General features: G+C 61.3%; 18 protein-coding genes. 10 read left to right on the top strand and 8 right to left on the bottom strand.

Annotated features, from left to right (window positions below):
* Positions 1–188: 188 nt before the first annotated feature.
* Entirely contained in the window at positions 189–635 is a 447-nt protein-coding gene (azu, locus tag P3C29_RS16515; protein ID WP_010173890.1) for an azurin, read from the top strand.
* A 79-nt stretch (positions 636–714) separates the two neighbouring features.
* On the opposite strand, the gene nadE is transcribed toward azu, so the two are convergent.
* The 3 genes from nadE to P3C29_RS16500 form a co-directional block, all read right to left on the bottom strand.
* Entirely contained in the window at positions 715–1,542 is an 828-nt protein-coding gene (nadE, locus tag P3C29_RS16510) for an ammonia-dependent NAD(+) synthetase (protein ID WP_201126025.1), read from the bottom strand.
* Between the two features lie 3 nt (positions 1,543–1,545).
* Positions 1,546–2,760, bottom strand: a complete 1,215-nt coding sequence (pncB, locus tag P3C29_RS16505; RefSeq protein WP_010173896.1) for a nicotinate phosphoribosyltransferase — start codon at positions 2,758–2,760, stop codon at positions 1,546–1,548.
* A 213-nt stretch (positions 2,761–2,973) separates the two neighbouring features.
* Positions 2,974–3,870, bottom strand: coding sequence for a LysR substrate-binding domain-containing protein (locus P3C29_RS16500; RefSeq protein WP_201126026.1), 897 nt, complete (start codon positions 3,868–3,870; stop codon positions 2,974–2,976).
* Between the two features lie 154 nt (positions 3,871–4,024).
* Here P3C29_RS16500 and P3C29_RS16495 point away from each other — a divergent pair, with 154 nt between their 5' ends.
* The 9 genes from P3C29_RS16495 (at position 4,025) to P3C29_RS16455 (ending at position 15,076) form a co-directional block, all read left to right on the top strand.
* Positions 4,025–5,515 carry an aldehyde dehydrogenase family protein gene (locus P3C29_RS16495; protein ID WP_010173900.1) on the top strand — a complete coding sequence of 497 codons (1,491 nt, stop codon included), beginning with the start codon at positions 4,025–4,027 and terminating at the stop codon, positions 5,513–5,515.
* A gap of 100 nt (positions 5,516–5,615) precedes the next feature.
* Entirely contained in the window at positions 5,616–6,899 is a 1,284-nt protein-coding gene (locus tag P3C29_RS16490) for an FAD-binding oxidoreductase (RefSeq protein ID WP_010173902.1), read from the top strand.
* Positions 6,900–7,275: 376 nt separating this feature from the next.
* Positions 7,276–8,412: a branched-chain amino acid ABC transporter substrate-binding protein gene (locus tag P3C29_RS16485; RefSeq protein WP_201126028.1), complete on the top strand. Its 1,137-nt coding sequence runs from the start codon at positions 7,276–7,278 to the stop codon at positions 8,410–8,412.
* A 253-nt stretch (positions 8,413–8,665) separates the two neighbouring features.
* Positions 8,666–9,580 carry a branched-chain amino acid ABC transporter permease LivH gene (locus P3C29_RS16480; RefSeq protein WP_201126029.1) on the top strand — a complete coding sequence of 305 codons (915 nt, stop codon included), beginning with the start codon at positions 8,666–8,668 and terminating at the stop codon, positions 9,578–9,580.
* Positions 9,581–9,582: 2 nt separating this feature from the next.
* The gene (livM, locus tag P3C29_RS16475; protein WP_010173907.1) at positions 9,583–10,860 is read left to right on the top strand and encodes a high-affinity branched-chain amino acid ABC transporter permease LivM; all 1,278 of its coding nucleotides are present in this window, start codon (positions 9,583–9,585) and stop codon (positions 10,858–10,860) included.
* A complete protein-coding gene (locus tag P3C29_RS16470; protein ID WP_010173909.1) occupies positions 10,857–11,732 on the top strand; it encodes an ATP-binding cassette domain-containing protein in 876 nt (291 codons plus the stop codon). The genes livM and P3C29_RS16470 overlap by 4 nt, the downstream gene beginning before the upstream one ends.
* Positions 11,729–12,445, top strand: coding sequence for an ABC transporter ATP-binding protein (locus tag P3C29_RS16465; RefSeq protein WP_275964932.1), 717 nt, complete (start codon positions 11,729–11,731; stop codon positions 12,443–12,445). Before P3C29_RS16470 ends, P3C29_RS16465 begins: the two co-directional genes overlap by 4 nt.
* 733 nt (positions 12,446–13,178) lie before the next feature.
* Positions 13,179–13,946 (top strand): SDR family oxidoreductase, encoded by a 768-nt coding sequence (locus tag P3C29_RS16460; protein ID WP_010173913.1) that lies wholly within the window; start codon positions 13,179–13,181, stop codon positions 13,944–13,946.
* A 224-nt stretch (positions 13,947–14,170) separates the two neighbouring features.
* Positions 14,171–15,076: a cation transporter gene (locus P3C29_RS16455; protein WP_010173916.1), complete on the top strand. Its 906-nt coding sequence runs from the start codon at positions 14,171–14,173 to the stop codon at positions 15,074–15,076.
* On the opposite strand, the gene P3C29_RS16450 is transcribed toward P3C29_RS16455, so the two are convergent.
* The 5 genes from P3C29_RS16450 to ureE all read right to left on the bottom strand — a co-directional run bounded on the left by P3C29_RS16450 (position 15,048) and on the right by ureE (position 18,739).
* Positions 15,048–16,178 (bottom strand): AGE family epimerase/isomerase, encoded by a 1,131-nt coding sequence (locus P3C29_RS16450; protein ID WP_201126030.1) that lies wholly within the window; start codon positions 16,176–16,178, stop codon positions 15,048–15,050. The two genes, P3C29_RS16455 and P3C29_RS16450, sit on opposite strands and share 29 nt — an antisense overlap.
* Positions 16,179–16,346: 168 nt before the next feature.
* Positions 16,347–16,919: a HupE/UreJ family protein gene (locus P3C29_RS16445; RefSeq protein ID WP_275964931.1), complete on the bottom strand. Its 573-nt coding sequence runs from the start codon at positions 16,917–16,919 to the stop codon at positions 16,347–16,349.
* A 24-nt stretch (positions 16,920–16,943) separates the two neighbouring features.
* Positions 16,944–17,558, bottom strand: coding sequence for an urease accessory protein UreG (gene ureG / locus P3C29_RS16440; protein WP_010173923.1), 615 nt, complete (start codon positions 17,556–17,558; stop codon positions 16,944–16,946).
* A 9-nt stretch (positions 17,559–17,567) separates the two neighbouring features.
* Positions 17,568–18,242, bottom strand: a complete 675-nt coding sequence (locus P3C29_RS16435; protein WP_201126031.1) for an urease accessory protein UreF — start codon at positions 18,240–18,242, stop codon at positions 17,568–17,570.
* Complete coding sequence (gene ureE / locus P3C29_RS16430; protein ID WP_010173926.1) at positions 18,239–18,739, bottom strand: urease accessory protein UreE; 501 nt, start codon at positions 18,737–18,739, stop codon at positions 18,239–18,241. The genes P3C29_RS16435 and ureE overlap by 4 nt, the downstream gene beginning before the upstream one ends.
* Positions 18,740–18,817: the final 78 nt, after the last annotated feature.

Raw genomic sequence — 18,817 nt, 5'->3', positions numbered from 1 at the left:
GCTCGGACTCCAGAAGGAAGATGAGCCGATCATAGGCCGGCGGTGCGAGTTTGGCCGGTAGATTGTTTCGATGAGTCTGATAGCCTAAAGTTGTATACAATCTGTTGATACAGATCATATGAAGTCCTGCCTGACTCAGGCACCCTTGTCGCAATATGCGTTTTTTAAACCCTGCCCTGGAGATTCACATGTTTGCCAAACTCGTTGCTGTTTCCCTGCTGACTCTGGCTAGCGGCCAGTTGCTTGCTGCAGAGTGCAAGGTCACTGTCGACTCCACTGACCAGATGTCCTTCAACACCAAGGCCGTCGAAATCGACAAGAGCTGCAAGACGTTCACCGTAGAGTTGACCCACTCCGGCAGCTTGCCGAAAAACGTCATGGGCCATAACTGGGTGCTGAGTTCCACCGCCGACATGCCTGGCATCGCCAGCGACGGCATGGCTGCCGGTATCGACAAGAACTACCTGAAAGACGGCGACGCCCGCATCATTGCCCACACCAAGATCATCGGTGCCGGCGAGAAAGACTCCGTGACCTTCGATGTGTCGAAGCTGGCGGCAGGTACTGACTACTCGTTCTTCTGCTCCTTCCCAGGCCACATCTCTATGATGAAAGGCACTGTGACCCTGAAGTAATCATTCTTCAGGCAAAAAAAAGCGCCCTTCGGGGCGCTTTTTTTTGAGCTGCTTTTGCCACAATGAACTGCGCGTCGGCTTATGGTGCAAACGGCATCACCCGTTTGTGCTCGGTCTTGCGATAGGTATCGCAGATGATCCGGAACGCTTCCTCGCGCACCGGCTCGCCGTGCAGGAAGGCGTCGATCTCGGCATAGGTCACGCCGTGGGACGCTTCATCCGGCTTGCCCGGGGACAGGTCTTCGAGGTCGGCCGTCGGGATTTTCTCCACCAGCGATTCCGGGGCACCAAAGTGCCGGGCAATCGCGCGCACCTGGTTTTTCACCAGACCGCTCAACGGGGCCAGGTCGCAGGCGCCATCACCGAATTTGGTGAAAAAGCCCATCACCGCTTCCGCCGCATGGTCGGTACCGATCACCAGGCCGCCGGCCGCGCCGGCGATGGTGTACTGCGCCACCATGCGCATGCGCGCCTTGGTGTTGCCCAGCACGAAGTCCCGGGAGACCGCGGCCTTGCCTTCAAACGCGGCCACTTCATTGGCCAGGGATTTCACCGCCGGACCGATGTTCACCGTGTGGCGCTCGTCGGGCTCGATAAAGTCCACGGACGCCTGGGCGTCGTGTTCGTCGAACTGGGTTTCGTAGGGCAGGCGCACCGCGATAAAGCGGTAGGCCTCGTCACCCTTGGCGGCCCGCAACTCTTCCATCGCGCGTTGGGCCAGCAGGCCGGCGGTCAGGGAGTCGACGCCGCCGCTGATGCCCAGCACCAACGTCTTGAGGCCTGAATTGAGCAGGCAGTCCTGGATAAAGGTAACGCGCCGGGCGACCTCCGCCTCAAGGGCGGCCTGGTCCTTAAAGGGCGGTTGGACCTTGAGCTGTTCAGCAATCTCGCGCTGTACGGCTTGCATGATTCACTCCTTGCTGGGTAGGGCAGGTACTTTAAAAACGTGGCGCAAATAGGCGACGAAATTCGGATCGGTGCAGTGGGTCTTGCCCGCTTCATCGGAAATCTTCGCGACGGGCTGGCCATTACAGGCGGTCATTTTAAGCACGATGCTCATCGGTTCCACACCTGGAATATCACAGGTCAGGTTGGTGCCGATGCCAAAGCTCACATTGATCCGACCCCGCAGCGCGCGGAAAATCTCCAATGCCTTGGGCAGCGACAGGCTGTCGGAGAACACCAGGGTCTTGCTCATCGGCTCGATGCCCAGCTTGTGATAGTGGGCGATGGCCTTTTCGGCCCACTGCACCGGGTCGCCGGAGTCGTGGCGCAGGCCGTCGAACAGCTTGGCGAAGTACAGGTCGAAATCGCCGAGGAACGCGTCGGTGGTGATGCAATCGGTCAAGGCGATGCCCAGCAGGCCACGGTACTCGCGCACCCAGCAGTCGAGGGCGGCGATCTGGCTGTCGATCAGCCGCGGGCCGAGTTGCTGGTGGGCCATGATCCACTCGTGGGCCATGGTGCCCAGGGGCTTCATGTCCAGCTCACGGGCCAGGTGCACGTTGCTGGTGCCGACAAACCGCCCGGGGAAGTCGTGCTTGAGCACCGTCACCACTTCTTCCTGCACACGGTAGGAGAAGCGCCGGCGCGTGCCGAAATCCGCCACCTGCAATTCGGACAGTTCTTCGACGCTGGCGTTGGCCGTCAGCCAGTCGAACTTGCGATACAGCTGCTCGCGGGCCTGTTCGAGGATGACGGTCTGGTAGCGATAACGGTTACGCACCTCGCTGACGATCGCCAGCATCGGCACTTCAAACAGGATCACATGCAGCCACGGCCCGCGCAGGCGGATAAACAACTCGCCGTTTTCGATGCCGGTGTGCACGTAGCGCAGGTTGAAGCGAAACAGCCCGAGGAAACGCAGGAAATCCGGCTTCATGAAGCTGATGCGTTCCAGGAAGCCCAGTTGGTCGGGGCTCAGGCTCAGCTCGGCCAGGCGCTCGATCTGGTAGCGGATCTCCGCCAGGTACGGGCGCAGGTCTTCACTGTTACGGCAACGAAACTCCCATTCAACTTCCACGTTCGGGTAGTTGTGCAGCACCGCCTGCATCATGGTCAGCTTGTAGAAGTCGGTGTCGAGCAGGTTCTGCACGATGCGATCGGCAAACACACTCTCGCTCATAACGGGAATCTCCAGACGGGTCGGCGATGGGCGCCGACCTTTACGCACAATTAAGGAATGGCGCTAGTGGCGCATAGACCTGTGCTGTTTTGCCAGCAGTTTTTTCGGTGGGACCACTGACGCCATCGCAGGCAAGCCCGCTCCCACAGGTGAATGCATTCCAAAAGGTGGGAGCTGGCTTGCCTGCGATAGCGGTATTGCAGGCCAAAAAAATCAAACTGACTCGACTTGCTCCATCATCCACTTCACAAAATCCCGCACCTTGGGCACTTCCGCCGAGTGCTCGGGATACGCCAGGTAATACGCATCCTGGCTCGGCATCGCGTGCTGCCAGGGGATCACCAGCTTGCCTTCGGCCAATTCTTCTTCCACCAGGAACCGTGGCAGCAGCGCCACACCACAGCCCACTTGCGCGGCGCGGATGCACATATAAAAGGTCTCGAAGCGCGGCCCGTGGTAGCTGTGCTCGGTGTGAAAGCCCTGGGCCGCGAACCAGTCGTGCCAGCCCTGGGGGCGCGAGGCGTTTTGCAGCAGCACCAGTTCACTGAGCTGCGTGGGGTCGGTAAAGGGTTGTGCGGGCAGGCTGTCGGGCGAGCACACGGGCACCAGTTCTTCACTGAACAGCTTGAGGCTCTCGGTGCCGGGCCGTGAGCCCTGGCCGAAATAGAAGGCCAGGTCGGCCTTGCCTTGCAGCAACTCGTCCGGTTCCTGTTCGTTGCACAGGTCCAGGTGAATCTGCGGATGGCGCAGCCGCCAGCCCTTGAGGCGCGGCACCAGCCAGCGAGCGCCGAAGGTGTAGGGCGTGGACACCCGCAGCACTTCAGTCTCGCCGCCGTAGGAACGCAGGTAGTGGGTGGACATCTCCACCTGGGTGAGGATCTTGCGTACCTCCACCAGGTACAAATCGCCCGCCGGGGTCATCTGCAAGCGGCGGCGTACCCGGCGAAACAGCAGGTGCTGCAGCAGTTCTTCCAGCTGCGCGACCTGTTTGCTGACGGCGCTCTGGGTGAGGTTCAGCTCCTCGGCGGCGCGGGTAAAACTCAGGTGGCGGGTGACCGCTTCGAAACACTGCAAGGCGGTGATCGAGGGCAAATGTCTTTTATTCAGCACGGCACGCCTCTTTTTGTTCTTAGCATGAATAAACGGAATGATATCTCGCCTAATCGTCGTTTGTTGGCAAGTCTTGGGCCGGCTACAAATAAGGTCTGGATCGCCGCGACAGCTGGCGGCGCAAATTTCTGTTTGTAGATTGAAGGAGTGACCCATGGTTGCCGCATTGCTTGATCGTCTCGGGGTAAACCCGGCGCTGTACCAGTCGGGCAAACAGCCCGTGCATTCGCCCATCGATGGCAGCCGGATTGCCAGTGTGCACTGGGAAGGTGCCGCCGAGGTGGAGCAGCAGGTCAGTCGCGCCGAGCATGCATTCGACGCCTGGCGCAAGGTGCCGGCACCCCGCCGTGGTGAGCTGGTGCGCCAGTTCGGCGACGTGTTGCGCGAATACAAGGCCGACCTCGGTGAGCTGGTGTCGTGGGAAGCCGGCAAGATCACCCAGGAAGGCCTGGGTGAAGTGCAGGAAATGATCGACATCTGCGACTTCGCCGTCGGCCTGTCGCGCCAACTGTATGGCTTGACCATCGCCTCCGAGCGCCCGGGCCACCATATGCGTGAAACCTGGCACCCGCTGGGGGTGGTCGGCGTGATCAGCGCCTTTAACTTCCCGGTGGCGGTGTGGGCGTGGAACACCGCGCTGGCACTGGTGTGCGGCAACGCGGTGATCTGGAAACCCTCGGAAAAAACCCCGCTCACTGCCCTGGCCTGCCAGGCGTTGTTCGAGCGCGTGCTGAAGAAATTCGACGGCGCCCCCGAGTACCTGAGCCAAGTGATCATCGGTGGTCGTGATGCCGGTGCCGCACTGGTGGATGACCCGCGTGTGGCGCTGATCAGCGCCACTGGCAGCACCCGCATGGGCCGCGAAGTGGCGCCGAAAGTCGCCGCGCGTTTTGCCCGCAGCATTCTCGAACTGGGCGGTAACAACGCCATGATCCTCGGCCCAAGCGCCGACCTGGACATGGCCGTGCGCGCCATCCTGTTCAGCGCCGTCGGCACCGCCGGCCAGCGCTGCACCAGCCTGCGCCGGTTGATCGCCCATGAGTCGGTGAAAGAGGAAATCGTCACCCGCCTCAAGGCCGCGTATGCCAAGGTGCGCATCGGCCATCCACTGGAAGGCAACCTGATCGGCCCGCTGATCGACAAACACAGCTTCGAAAACATGCAGGACGCCCTGGAACAGGCCTTGAGCGAAGGCGGCCGGGTGTTTGGCGGCAAGCGTCAGTTGGAAGACAAATTCCCCAACGCTTACTACGTGTCGCCGGCGATCGTGGAAATGCCGGAGCAGAGTGACGTGGTGTGCACCGAGACTTTCGCGCCGATTCTGTACGTGGTGGGCTACACCGATTTCGCTGAAGCGCTGCGCCTCAACAACGCCGTGCCTCAAGGCCTGTCGTCGTGCATCTTTACCACCGACGTGCGTGAAGCCGAGCAGTTCATGTCGGCCGTGGGCAGCGACTGCGGGATTGCCAACGTCAACATCGGCCCAAGTGGCGCGGAGATTGGTGGCGCGTTTGGCGGTGAGAAAGAGACCGGTGGCGGGCGTGAGTCGGGTTCGGATGCATGGCGCGGCTACATGCGTCGCCAGACCAACACCGTGAACTACTCGCTGGAGTTGCCGCTGGCCCAGGGCATCACCTTCGACTGAGTCTCTGCTCGAAGTGAGGTCAATGTGGGAGCTGGCTCCCACAGTTGATCGGGTTCGCACATCAAAATAGTGGTTTGTTAGGTCTCATCGGAGTCTGGCAATGGCATTACGCGAAGCATGTTTGTGGGAACAACTGACGCCTGGCCGGCCGGATCGTGCTGCGCTCAAGGGCGAGGTCAACGTGGATGTGTGCGTGATCGGTGCCGGTATCACCGGTTTGTCGGCAGCCATTCACTTGCTGGAACAAGGTAAAAGCGTCGCCGTCCTCGAAGCCCATCGTACCGGCCACGGTGGTTCGGGGCGCAACGTAGGCCTGGTGAATGCCGGGATGTGGATTCCGCCGGACGAGATCGAAGCCGGTTTTGGCACTGCGGTGGGCAGCCAGCTCAACCGCATGCTCGGCGCGGCACCGTCCCTGGTGTTCAGCCTGATCGACAAATACAACATCGACTGCCAACTGCGCCGCGAGGGCACCTTGCACATGGCGCACAACGCCCGGGGCGAGGCGGATTTACGCAGTCGTGAAGAGCAGTGGAAGCGTCGTGGCGCCCCGGTGGAGCTGTTGACCGGTGCGGCATGCGAGCAAGCCACCGGTACCAAAAAGATCGCCGCCGCCTTGCTGGACCGGCGTGCGGGTACCCTGAACCCGATGGCCTACACCAGCGGTTTGGCCAATGCCGCCGTCGGGCTGGGCGGGCAGTTGTTCGACCATTCCCCGGTCACTCAACTGGAACGCCAGGGCCAGCACTGGTCTGTGCAAACTGCCCAGGGCTCGGTGCAGGCCGAACAAGTGGTGATCGCCTCCAACGCCTACACCGAGGGCGAATGGACCGAGCTGCGCCGCAACTTTTTCCCCGGTTATTACTATCAGGTCGCGTCGGCCCCGCTGACCGACGACGCCGCGCAACAAATCCTCCCCGGCGGCCAGGGCTCCTGGGACACCCGCCAGGTACTCAGCAGCATTCGCCGCGACGCCGAAGGCCGCCTGTTGCTCGGCAGCCTGGGCAATGGCAACCAGAAACCCGCGTGGTTCCTCAAGGCCTGGGCCGATCGGGTGCAACAGCACTACTTCCCGTACCTCAAACCGGTGCAGTGGGAATGCACCTGGACCGGCTGTATCGCTTTCACCCCGGACCACTTGATGCGTTTGTTCGAGCCGGCGCCCGGGCTGGTGGCGGTCACCGGTTACAACGGGCGTGGGGTGACTACTGGCAGTGTGGTGGGCAAGGCGTTTGCCGATTACCTGTGTCACCAGGATCCACAGGCGCTGCCGATCCCGTTCGCGCCGATGCAGCCCTTGGCCGGCGTGGGCCTGCGCAGCTGTCTGTATGAGGCGGGCTTCTCGCTGTATCACGCGGGCCAATGCCTGCGGATCGTGATCTGATCAACGAAATACCGCTCAGAAGCCTGCATTTTCTTAGCCGGCTACTAATCTGTATTGGTGCGAGTCGTAGCAGTAACGCACTGTAAATGTGCACTTCCGTTACGCACGCTGTTACAGGTTCAAGGGTGGCCCTTTAATGGCCGGGTTGCAGTGTTGGATCCATCAGGTTGCACTTTATGGATCCAATGGTTGCACCCGATTGAGATAGACGGTTGCACGTCCAATCAAAAGGCGCCCAAAAACCTGCAATAACAATGACACCGTGTCTTTTTGAATAATAAAAACGTAATGGCACGCCGCTTGCTCTGGGCTTTCGCTGAAAGTTTTTGAAGTGAAGCTGCAGTGCCAATTCAACAAAAACCTCGGAGCACCACTCATGTCCCAGACGTTTTACAAGAAAGGTTTTCTAGCCCTCGCAGTTGCTGCTGCGCTGGGTGTTTCTGCGTTTGCTCAAGCTGATGTGAAGATTGGCGTAGCGGGGCCGATGACCGGCGCCAACGCGGCATTTGGTGAGCAGTACATGAAAGGTGCCCAGGCGGCAGCCGATGTCATCAACAAGGCCGGCGGCATCAACGGCGAGCAGATCAAACTGGTGGCCGGCGACGACGCCTGCGAACCCAAGCAGGCTGTGGCCGTGGCCAACCGTCTGGCAGACCAGGAAAAAGTGATCGGCGTGGTCGGGCACTTCTGCTCGTCCAACACTATCCCGGCGTCCGAGGTGTACGACGAAGCGGGCATCATCATGATCACCCCGGGCTCAACCAACCCGCAGGTCACCGAGCGCGGCCTGTCGGCGGTGTTCCGTATGTGTGGTCGTGACGACCAGCAAGGCATCGTGGCCGGCGACTACATCGTCGACGTGCTCAAGGGCAAGAAAGTTGCCGTTATCAACGACAAGGACACCTACGGCAAAGGCCTGGCGGACGCCACTGCACAGCAGTTGACCAAGCGCGGCGTGAAGCCGGTGCTGGAAGAAGGCCTGACCCGTGGCGAGAAAGATTTCAGCGCCCTGGTCACCAAGATCCGCTCCACCGGTGCTGACGTCGTGTACTTCGGCGGCCTGCACCCGGAAGCCGGTCCACTGGTTCGCCAGATTCGTGAAGCCGGCCTGAAAGACGTCAAGTTCATGTCCGATGACGGTGTGGTCACCGATGAACTGGTGGCGACCGCCGGTGGTGCGCAGTACGTGGATGGCGTGTACATGACCTTCGGCGCCGACCCGCGCCTGCTGCCAGACAGCAAGGCCGTCGTGGAGCAGTTCCGCAAGGCCGGTACCGAGCCTGAAGGCTACACCCTGTACGCCTACGCTTCGATCCAGGCCCTGGCCGCCGGCTTCAACGGCGCCAAGTCCAACAAAGGCGAAGACGCGGCCAAGTGGCTCAAAGCCCACCCGGTCAAAACCGTCATGGGCGAGAAGAATTGGGACGCCAAGGGCGACCTGAAAGTCTCCGACTATGTGGTTTACCAGTGGGACAAGGACGGCAAGTATCACCAGCTGGAAAAGCAGAAGTAATAGTTAGCGCGATTGGTTAGACGCCACTTGACCCTGTAGGAGCCGGGCTTTTGTGGGAGCTGGCTTGCCTGCGATAGCGTCACCTCGGTTTGACTGACATTGCGAGGTGTCTGCATCGCGGGCAAGCCCGGCTCCCACACAAGCCAGCTCCCACACGGGGACTTGGTTGCCAGCCCCTTTTGTGTCTGTTTTTTCCTCCTAGAAGATCCGCACACCCACAGGTGTGCAGGCTCTCACTGCGTGAGATTGCGTTATGGATGGTATATTCCTGCAGCAACTGGTCAATGGGCTGACCCTCGGGTCGGTCTATGGCTTGATCGCCATCGGCTACACAATGGTCTATGGCATCATTGGCATGATCAACTTCGCCCACGGCGAGGTTTATATGATTTCCGCTTACCTCGCGGCGATCAGTCTGGCACTGCTGGCTTACTTCGGCATCGAATCCTTCCCGCTGCTCATTCTTGGCACCCTGATCTTCACCGTCGTCGTCACTGGCGTTTACGGTTGGGTCATTGAGCGTGTCGCCTACAAACCGCTGCGCAATTCCACCCGACTGGCACCGCTGATCAGCGCCATCGGTATCTCGCTGATCCTGCAGAACTACGCGCAGATCGCCCAGGGCGCCAAGCAACAAGGCATCCCGACGCTGCTGGCCGGCGCCTGGAGAGTCGACATCGGCACCGGGTTCGTGCAGTTGACCTACACCAAGGTGTTCATCCTGGTGGCCGCGTTCGTCGGCATGGGCCTGCTGACCTACATCATCAAGAACACCAAGCTCGGCCGCATGTGCCGCGCTACCCAGCAAGACCGCAAGATGGCGTCGATCCTCGGCATCAACACCGACCGGGTCATCTCCTACGTATTCGTGATTGGTGCCGCCATGGCCGCGTTGGCCGGTGTGCTGATCACCCTGAACTACGGCACGTTCGACTTCTATGCCGGCTTCATCATCGGCATCAAGGCATTTACCGCAGCGGTACTCGGCGGCATCGGTTCCCTGCCTGGGGCCATGCTCGGCGGGATCATCCTGGGTATTTCCGAGTCGCTGTTCTCGGGGTTGATCAACTCTGACTACAAAGACGTGTTCAGTTTCTCCCTGCTGGTGGTGATTCTGATTTTCCGTCCCCAGGGCCTGCTCGGTCGCCCACTCGTGGCGAAGGTATAACTATGTCTGCTGCCTACTCTATCGATATCAAGAAAAGTGTCGTCGATGCGGTACTCGCCGGGCTGATTTCGCTGATCGTGTTCGGTCCGATCGTCGGCGTGGTCCTCGACGGCTACAGCTTCAACCTGGAACCGGCGCGTGTCGGCATCCTGGTGGCCATTGTGATGGTCGGCCGGTTCGCCATGAGCCTGTTCCTGCAAACCCCCAAGGGCCTGCGGATTCTGCAGGGATTTGAGAGCACCGGTTCCGGTGTGCACGTGCTCAAGCCGGACTACAAATCGCGCCTGCGCTGGATCATTCCGGCGTTGATCGTGATTGCCATCGTCTTCCCGTTCTTCGCCAACAAATACCTGCTGACCGTGGTGATCCTCGGGCTGATCTACGTGTTGCTGGGCCTGGGCCTGAACATCGTGGTGGGCCTGGCCGGGTTGCTCGACCTGGGCTACGTGGCGTTCTACGCCATTGGTGCCTACGGGCTGGCGCTGGGTTATCAATACCTCGGTCTGGGCTTCTGGTCGGTGCTGCCGTTGGCGGCCATCTGTGCCGCGCTGGCGGGGTGCATACTCGGGTTCCCGGTGCTGCGAATGCACGGCGATTACCTGGCGATCGTGACCCTGGGCTTCGGTGAAATCATCCGCCTGGTGCTGAACAACTGGCTGTCGTTTACCGGTGGCCCGAACGGCATGCCGGTGCCGTCGCCGACGTTTTTCGGCCTGGAGTTTGTGCGCAAGGCGAAGGATGGCGGGGTGCCGTTCCACGAGTTCTTCGGCATCGACTACAACGCCAACTTCAAATTCCTGTTCATCTACATCGTGCTGTTCCTGGTGGTGCTGCTGGTGCTGTACATCAAGCACCGCCTGACCCGCATGCCGGTGGGCCGCGCCTGGGAAGCCTTGCGCGAGGATGAAATCGCCTGCCGTTCCATGGGCCTCAACCACGTGCTGGTGAAGCTCTCGGCGTTCACCATTGGCGCTTCCACTGCCGGTCTGGCGGGGGTGTTTTTCGCCAGCTACCAGGGCTTCGTCAACCCGTCGTCGTTCACTTTCTTCGAGTCGGCGCTGATCCTCGCCATTGTCGTATTGGGTGGCATGGGCTCCACCGTCGGCGTGGTGATTGCCGCGTTCGTGTTGACCGTGGCGCCCGAGTTGCTGCGCAGCTTCTCTGAATACCGTGTGCTGCTGTTTGGCGTGTTGATGGTGGTAATGATGATCTGGCGACCACGAGGCCTGATTCGCATCAGCCGTACCGGTGTCGTCCCACGTAAAGGAGTGGCGCCATGAGCAAGGAAGTCGTCCTTTCCGTTGAACACCTGATGATGCACTTCGGTGGCATCAAGGCCTTGAGCGATGTGAGCCTCAAGGTCGAACGCAACTCGATCTTCGCCCTGATCGGCCCCAACGGTGCCGGCAAGACCACGGTGTTCAACTGCCTGACCGGTTTTTACAAAGCCTCCGGCGGCAAGATCGAACTCAATGTGCGCGGCAAGCAGACCAACGTGATCCAGTTACTCGGCGAGCGCTTCAAGGCCACCGATTTTGTCTCACCGAAAAGCTTCTTCAGCCGGGTGTTCTACAAGATGTTCGGCGGCACCCACCTGGTGAACCGTGCAGGCCTGGCGCGCACTTTCCAGAACATTCGCCTGTTCAAGGAAATGTCGGTGGTGGAGAACCTGCTGGTGGCCCAGCACATGTGGGTCAACCGCAACATGCTCGCGGGTATCCTCAACACCAAGGGCTACCGCAAGGCTGAAAGCGACGCCCTCGACCATGCGTTCTACTGGCTGGAAGTGGTGGACCTGGTGGACTGCGCCAACCGCCTGGCCGGCGAGCTGTCCTACGGCCAACAACGCCGCCTGGAAATCGCCCGCGCCATGTGTACCCGGCCGCAGATCATCTGCCTCGACGAACCGGCTGCCGGCCTCAACCCCCAGGAAACCGAAGCCCTCAGCGCGATGATTCGCCTGCTGCGGGACGAACACGACCTGACGGTGGTGCTGATCGAACACGACATGGGCATGGTGATGAGTATTTCCGACCACATCGTGGTGCTGGACCACGGCAACGTCATTGCGGAAGGCGGCCCGGAAGCGATCCGTAACGACCCTAAAGTGATCGCGGCTTACCTGGGCGCTGATGAAGAGGAGCTGGTATGAGTGAACCAATCCTCGAACTGAAAGACCTGGACGTGTTCTACGGCCCGATCCAGGCCTTGAAGAAAGTCTCGCTGCACATCAAAGAAGGCGAAACCGTCAGCCTGATCGGCTCCAACGGCGCGGGTAAATCCACGCTGCTGATGTCGATCTTCGGCCAGCCACGGGCCGAGTCGGGGCAGATCATCTACCGCGGCGTGGACATTACCCACAAGTCGTCCCACTACATCGCCTCCAACGGTATCGCGCAGTCGCCGGAAGGCCGGCGGGTGTTCCCCGACATGACCGTCGAGGAAAACCTGTTGATGGGCACCATCCCGATTGGCGACAAGTTCGCCACCGAGGACATGCAGCGCATGTTCGAGCTGTTCCCGCGGCTCAAGGAGCGGCGTAACCAGCGGGCGATGACCATGTCCGGTGGTGAACAGCAGATGCTCGCCATCGCCCGTGCGCTGATGAGCCGGCCCAAGCTGTTGCTGCTGGACGAGCCGAGCCTGGGGCTGGCGCCGATTGTGGTGAAGCAGATCTTTGCCACGTTGCGGGAGCTGGCGTCTACCGGCATGACCATCTTCCTGGTGGAGCAGAACGCCAACCATGCGTTACGCTTGTCGGACCGGGCGTACGTGATGGTCAACGGCGAGATTCGCCTCACAGGCACCGGCAAGGAGCTGCTGGTGAATGAGGAGGTGCGTAACGCTTATCTGGGCGGGCATTGATTGCTGATCCAGCGGTAATACCTGTGTGGGAGCTTCGGCTCCCACACTTGTTTTTGGCTATCCACAGTGCTTTCCCGAAATTGTGGACAACAAATCCAGGCACCTGTCAAAGCGCGACATATAGCCGCCGCAAATCCCTGTTTTGTCACAGTTTTGACTTGTCCCCAACCACTGTGGAACCGGCTGTGGGTAACGTGGGAGTAGCTGGCTGGAGGCCTTTGTTTTCGTGGCTTGCAGCGTGGTGATTGTTTTTTGATCAGCGGTTTTTTCGCGACCACCCGAAGGGTTTGTCAACCTGTTTAAAGACACAGGTATATGACCGGAATATGTCATTCCATCCTGTGGATAAGTCTGTGACTAAACTCTGGAAAGACTGCCGCAGGGGCCGGAATGACTGGCCTGGAGCCATCGTCCTGGTTGCACTGTTTTGAACCGGGCTACATAGGGCTTGGCTCAGGTCAAGCAAAAAACTTTTTGAATCGCGCTGAAAGCCTTGTATACCGCGGCTTTCAGCTTTTGCACTTGCCCCCAAAGACTGTGGACGGGGCTGTGGATAAGGTGCGCGCACATGGCTGCACGCCACGGCCCGTATGGGTTTCAAGTGATTGGTTGAATTTCGTACAACATGAGAGGCGTTCACCTCTCCCCACAGCGTGTATCAGTTGCCGCCAGCCCGGCAGCCGGGCATTCTGCTGGCTGATTTTTTACCTCGTAGCCCTGCAAGGAGAACACCATGTCCAATACGCTGTTTATTACTGGCGCGACCTCAGGTTTTGGCGAAGCCTGTGCCCGGCGTTTTGCCGAAGCCGGTTGGAAACTGGTGCTCACCGGCCGCCGCGCAGAGCGTCTGAACGCCCTGTGTGCCGAGCTTTCCAAGCAGACCGAAGTGCACGGCCTGGTGGTGGACGTACGTGACCGCAAGGCCATGGAAGAGGCGATCGCCAACCTGCCGCCGTCCTTCGCCACGTTGCGCGGGCTGATCAACAACGCCGGCCTGGCAGTGGGCACTGACCCTGCGCCCAAGTGCAGCCTCGACGATTGGGAAACCATGGTCGATACCAACATCAAGGGCCTGCTGACCACCACCAGCCTGCTGTTGCCGCGCCTGATCGCCCACGGCCGTGGCGCCGGCATCATCAACCTCGGCTCCATCGCCGGCAGCTACCCGTACCCGGGCAGCCACGTGTATGGCGGCACCAAAGCCTTCGTCAAACAGTTCTCGCTGAACCTGCGGTGCGACCTGCAAGGCACCGGCGTGCGTGTGACCAACATCGAGCCGGGCCTGTGCGAAAGCGAGTTCTCCCTGGTGCGCTTTGCCGGTGACCAGGCGCGTTATGACGCGACCTATGCCGGTGCCGAGCCGATCCAGCCGCAGGACATTGCGGACACGATCTTCTGGGTGCTGAACACCCCGGCGCACGTGAACATCAACCGCCTGGAGCTGATGCCGGTGAGTCAGACCTGGGCCGGGTTTGCGATTGAGCGTGGCGCCAAGGGCTAAGTACGGCGAGCTTTTGTGGCGAGGGAGCTTGCTCCCGCCGGGCTGCGAAGCGGCCCCAAAAAAGCCAGGGCCGCTCCGCGCCCCAGCGGGAGCAAGCTCCCTCGCCACAGGGTTTTTGTCAGCCCGGAAAATGCGGCAAATCGGCCAAAACAGGACATAAGGTACACTCCACCCCTGAAAACCCCGCCGCGTTGTGCGGTTTTAAGGTTTTGACAGGAGGATATGTGAGTAACCGAGGTGAGCAGTCGCTGCTCAAACAATCGACGATTCTGATGTTCGCGGTCGCGATCGCCGGGATTGTCACGGGTGTGGTGTCGGGCGCCCAATCGATTTTATTCGACGGCTTTTTCTCGCTGATCGCCACCGCCATCAAGGTGTTGATGCTGATCACGGCCAAGCTGATCGCCAAGAAAAGCAACGAACGCTTCCAGTTCGGCTACTGGCACCTGGAACCCATGGTGCTGCTGATCGAAGGCAGCTTTTTGCTGTTGATCGCCATCTACGCGTTTCTCAACGGTGTGTTCGGCATTATCAATGGCGGTCGCGATATCGAGCTGGGCCTGGTGATCATCTACGCGGCGGTGTTTACCGTGGTCGAGTTCGCCTATTTCTTCTATGTGCGCTATCGCAACCGCACGCTCAAATCGTCGCTGATCCAGTTCGACAACATCAGCTGGCTGGTGGACGCGATGCTGTCGGTGGGGCTGCTGGTGAGCTTCCTGGCGGCGCTGTTGCTCAAGTCCCAGGGCTATGGGCAGTGGGCGGTGTATGTCGACCCGTTGATCCTGATCCTGCTGGCGTTGAGCATGCTGGCGCCGGCCTTCAAGATCCTGCGCCCGGCGCTACGGGACGTGCTGGGGATTGTGCCGGACCAACTGGACGGCACAGTGCGCGAAGTGATGGACGCGGCCCAGGCCAAACATGGTTTCGACGACTACGTGTCCTACGTGCAGAAGCACGGGCGGGCGCGGTTTATCGAGATTCATGTGGTGTTGCCGGCGGATTACCCGGTGGATAACGTCGCCACCCTGGACGGGCTGCGCGAAGAGATATCCACAGGGCTTGGCAAGCCTGACGCGGCGCGCTGGCTGACGATCAGCTTTACCGGGGACCGCAAATGGATTGCGTAAGGCCCAGGTAACACGTGGCCAAGTGGTAGGGCGTGGTCGACGGCATGTCCCGTCGGCTGACTTGCCCCTTGGCATCCAGGCATTCATTCCAGCCTTTGTCGTGCAGGAAGCGCTGTTGCAGCGCCAGCAATTGGCGTTGCAGCACGGCTTCACTGTTGGGCCGCAAGGTCAGCGCCCGCAGGTATTCGGCCTGGGCCCAGATACGCTGGGTGCCGTCGCGTACGCTGCCGTCCAGGGCCAGCATGCCGCTGACCGCGCCCGTCGCGTTGTCCACACCCTTCTGCTCGGCATAGGTGAACGCCTTGTTCAGAGAGGCGTGCAGCGGCGTACCGCGCAGCAAGTCTGAAGACTCCAGCAGGAAGAACCATTCGAACTGGTGCCCCGGCTCAAACCAGTTATCCACAGCGCCCAGGGGTTTTTCCATCATCACGCCGTGCTGGCGGTCGATGAAGCGCTTCTGCATGGCGTTGGCCAGGTCCAGCAATGCGTCTTGCGTCACGGCGTCTTCACGCACGGCCAGCGTTGCGAGGAAGCCTTCGGCGAGGTGCATCAGCGGGTTTTGCAGCGGGCCGGACTTGAGGGATGACCAGTTACGCTCCAGCACCGCTTCGTACAGGCCGTCGCCGGTGGCGAAGCGTTCGGCTACCACTTCCAGGGCCGCATCGAGTACCGACTCCACCAAGGACTCGCGCACCTTGGCCCAATAGTGGGCACAGGCGAAGATGATGAAGGCGTGGGTGTAGAGGTCTTTGCGTTTATCCAGCGGCTTGCCGTGGGCGTCGATGCTGTAGAACCAGCCGCCGTGTTCGGCGTCGTGGAAGTGCCGTTGCAGGGACCGGAACAGCGCGGCGGCGCGCTCCTCGGCAAAGGCGGCACCGGGCTCGCCGATCAGGCTGGCGAACAGGTACAACTGCCGGGCGCAGGCCATGGCGCGATAGCGTTGCGGCGGCAAAGGCCGATGATCGGCGTCCAGGGCTTCATAGGGCAGCGCCAGGTCGGCATTCCAGCCCGGGCCTTGCCAGAGCGGCACGATCAGGTCGTGGAAGTGCGTCAACACAGCGGTCAATTGAGGCTTGAGGGCGGAGCTTGGAGCGATGGGCATCGGCTGGCGTCGTCACGGCAGGGGTGTTTGCGCGACATGGTATCAGGCTTGAGGTAGGTGGTGGCTGTGAGTCCGTCATCGCGGGCAAGCCCGGCTCCCACAGTTGAATGAGTACTCCTGTGGGAGCCGGGCTTGCCCGCGATGAGGCCATTGGAAACGCCGTAAATCTCAGGCAGCGAGCAACCAAACCCCAGTCGCCGCCGAAGCCGCCCCGGCCACCCGCACCAGCGGCGCTGCGGCCGCCGGCAGGAAGCGCACCACGGCATAACCCGCCGCATGCAGAACCGCCGTCGCACCGACGAACCCGACCGCATATGCCCAAGGGCTGGACATGTCCGGCAGCTCCAAACCGTGAGCGACGCCATGGAACAGCGCAAACAACGCCGTCGCTGCGACCGCCACGAACAACGGCGGACGCACCGCCAGCGCCACCGCCAGGCCCAGCGCCAGCACCGACGCGGCAATCCCGCTTTCCAGCGCCGGCAATGCCAGGCCTTCAAAACCCAGCATTCCGCCGATCAACATGGTGCCGACAAAGGTGCACGGCAGCGCCCAGCGCGCCGCGCCTTTTTGCTGGGCGGCCCACAGGCCCACGGCGACCATCGCCAGCAAGTGGTCAATGCCGCCCAGCGGGTGGCTGATACCGGCCACCAGGCCGTTGTCGCCATGGCCGGGGTGGGCGAAGGCGAGGGCGGGGGTGAGCAGCATGGCTGCGGCAGCGAGAAGTGTATTGAGGCGCATGGACAAGCTCCTTGTTGGGGGTGGTCAGGCTGCGGTCAGCAAGCCCTGGCGTTCGATGAAGGCGACGATTTCTTCCAGGCCGACGCCGGTTTTCTGATTGCTGAAGACAAAGGGTTTGCCTGCGCGCATGCGCTGGGTGTCGCTGTTCATCAGCTCCAGGGACGCGCCCACCAGTGGTGCCAGGTCGATCTTGTTGATCACCAGCAGGTCGGATTTGCAGATCCCCGGGCCGCCCTTGCGTGGCAGTTTGTCGCCGGCGGACACGTCGATCACGTAGATGGTCAGGTCCGACAGTTCCGGGCTGAAGGTGGCCGACAGGTTGTCGCCGCCGGATTCCACCAGGATCAGGTCCAGGCCGGGAAAGCGCCGGTTGAGTTGGTCTACCGCCTCGAGGTTGATCGAGGCGTCTTCGCGAATTGCGGTGTGCGGGCAGCCGCCGGTTTCCACGCCGATGATGCGCTCGGGCGCCAGGGCCTGGTTGCGCACCAGGAAGTCGGCGTCTTCGCGGGTATAAATGTCGTTGGTGACCACCGCCAGGTTGTAGCGGTCGCGCAGGGCCAGGCACAGGGCCAGGGTCAGGGCGGTCTTGCCGGAGCCGACCGGGCCGCCGATGCCGACGCGCAGGGGTTGTGTGTTCATATGCTTCTCCTAGGAACGGAACAGGCGGCTGTACTGGCGCTCATGGGCCATGCACGCCAGGGACAGGCCGAACGCGGCGCTGCCGTAGTGATTGGGGTCGAGTTGGCTGGCATCCTGCTGGGCCTGTTGCAGCAGCGGCAGCAGTTCACTGGTCAGGCGCTGGGCGGCTTGCTGGCCCAGGGGCAGGGTTTTCATCAGCACCGCCAACTGGTTTTCCAGCCAGCTCCACAGCCAGGCGGCCAGGGCGTCGTCGGGGCTGATCTGCCAGGCGCGGGCGGCCAGCGCCCAGCCGAGTGCGAGATGAGGTTCGCCGCGTTGCGCCAGAAAATCTCGAGCGGCGGCGTCCAGCTCCGGCAAGCCGTTGAGCAGTTGCGCCAGGGAATAACCCATCTGCCGGCTTTCCTGATACAGCTCGCGGGTTTCGCGGCTGGCGCGGTGCTCTTCACACAACTGCGCGAGGCGCGGCCAGTCTTCTTCGGCTGCGGCCTTGCAGTGGGCGAGCATCAGCGGCGCCTCGAAGCGCGACAAATTGAACAGCAGTTGATCGCTGATCCAGCGCCCGGCACTCGCCGGGTCGGTCACACGCGCTTGCTCCACGGCCATTTCCAGGCCCTGGGAATAGCTGTAGCCACCAATCGGCAGCTGCGGACTGGCCAGACGCAACAGCGCCCAGGCTGGGTTCATAGACGTACGCCGAACTGGTGCAGCTTGGGCGGGTAGTTGAAGTCTTCGTCGCCATGGCGGGAATGATGATGGCCGCCGCCATAGGCGCCGTGTTCCGGCTGGAACGGCGCTTCGATGGTTTCAGTCGTCGCACCCAACTGTTCGAGCATGGCCTTGAGCACGTAGTCATCGAGCAGGCGCAGCCAGCCGTCACCCACTTGCAGGGCCACATGGCGGTTGCCCAGGTGATAGGCGGCGCGGGTCAGTTCGAAGGCACTGCTGCAGGTGACGTGCAGCAGGTGTTCAGGGCGGGCACACACGCGTACGACACGTCCGTCTTCGGCCTGTAGGAATTCACCGTCGTGCAGCGGCGGTTGGCCGCGCTCCAGAAACAGGCCGACATCTTCTCCGTCGGCACTGAAACAGCGCAGGCGGCTTTTGCTGCGGGCTTCGAAGTTCAGCAGCAACTCAGCGGCCCAGACGGGTTCGGGGGCGATTCGGCGGTGGATCACCAGCATCAGAAAGCTTCCAGCTATGAGCGATAAGCAAGCTAGAGCAAGGGTCTTGCCAACCACGCGGGGAGTGGGAATTCCCTG

The organism is Pseudomonas sp. 1912-s (genome assembly GCF_029269205.1).
Classification (GTDB): Bacteria; Pseudomonadota; Gammaproteobacteria; order Pseudomonadales; family Pseudomonadaceae; genus Aquipseudomonas.
Note: the sequence above shows the minus strand (reverse complement) of the source record. Positions and strands in the feature narration are given on the sequence as shown.

Bases quoted from the DNA above. Each gene is read 5' to 3' on its own strand.
- ureG (WP_010173923.1), bottom strand. From the start codon at position 17,558: ATGAACACACAACCCCTGCGCGTCGGCATCGGCGGCCCGGTCGGCTCC.
- P3C29_RS16485 (WP_201126028.1), top strand. From the start codon at position 7,276: ATGTCCCAGACGTTTTACAAGAAAGGTTTTCTAGCCCTCGCAGTTGCT.
- nadE (WP_201126025.1), bottom strand. From the start codon at position 1,542: ATGCAAGCCGTACAGCGCGAGATTGCTGAACAGCTCAAGGTCCAACCG.
- P3C29_RS16480 (WP_201126029.1), top strand. From the start codon at position 8,666: ATGGATGGTATATTCCTGCAGCAACTGGTCAATGGGCTGACCCTCGGG.
- P3C29_RS16465 (WP_275964932.1), top strand. From the start codon at position 11,729: ATGAGTGAACCAATCCTCGAACTGAAAGACCTGGACGTGTTCTACGGC.
- P3C29_RS16450 (WP_201126030.1), bottom strand. From the start codon at position 16,178: ATGCCCATCGCTCCAAGCTCCGCCCTCAAGCCTCAATTGACCGCTGTG.
- P3C29_RS16445 (WP_275964931.1), bottom strand. From the start codon at position 16,919: ATGCGCCTCAATACACTTCTCGCTGCCGCAGCCATGCTGCTCACCCCC.
- ureE (WP_010173926.1), bottom strand. From the start codon at position 18,739: ATGCTGGTGATCCACCGCCGAATCGCCCCCGAACCCGTCTGGGCCGCT.
- P3C29_RS16460 (WP_010173913.1), top strand. From the start codon at position 13,179: ATGTCCAATACGCTGTTTATTACTGGCGCGACCTCAGGTTTTGGCGAA.
- P3C29_RS16435 (WP_201126031.1), bottom strand. From the start codon at position 18,242: ATGAACCCAGCCTGGGCGCTGTTGCGTCTGGCCAGTCCGCAGCTGCCG.
- P3C29_RS16490 (WP_010173902.1), top strand. From the start codon at position 5,616: ATGGCATTACGCGAAGCATGTTTGTGGGAACAACTGACGCCTGGCCGG.
- livM (WP_010173907.1), top strand. From the start codon at position 9,583: ATGTCTGCTGCCTACTCTATCGATATCAAGAAAAGTGTCGTCGATGCG.
- azu (WP_010173890.1), top strand. From the start codon at position 189: ATGTTTGCCAAACTCGTTGCTGTTTCCCTGCTGACTCTGGCTAGCGGC.
- P3C29_RS16470 (WP_010173909.1), top strand. From the start codon at position 10,857: ATGAGCAAGGAAGTCGTCCTTTCCGTTGAACACCTGATGATGCACTTC.
- P3C29_RS16495 (WP_010173900.1), top strand. From the start codon at position 4,025: ATGGTTGCCGCATTGCTTGATCGTCTCGGGGTAAACCCGGCGCTGTAC.
- pncB (WP_010173896.1), bottom strand. From the start codon at position 2,760: ATGAGCGAGAGTGTGTTTGCCGATCGCATCGTGCAGAACCTGCTCGAC.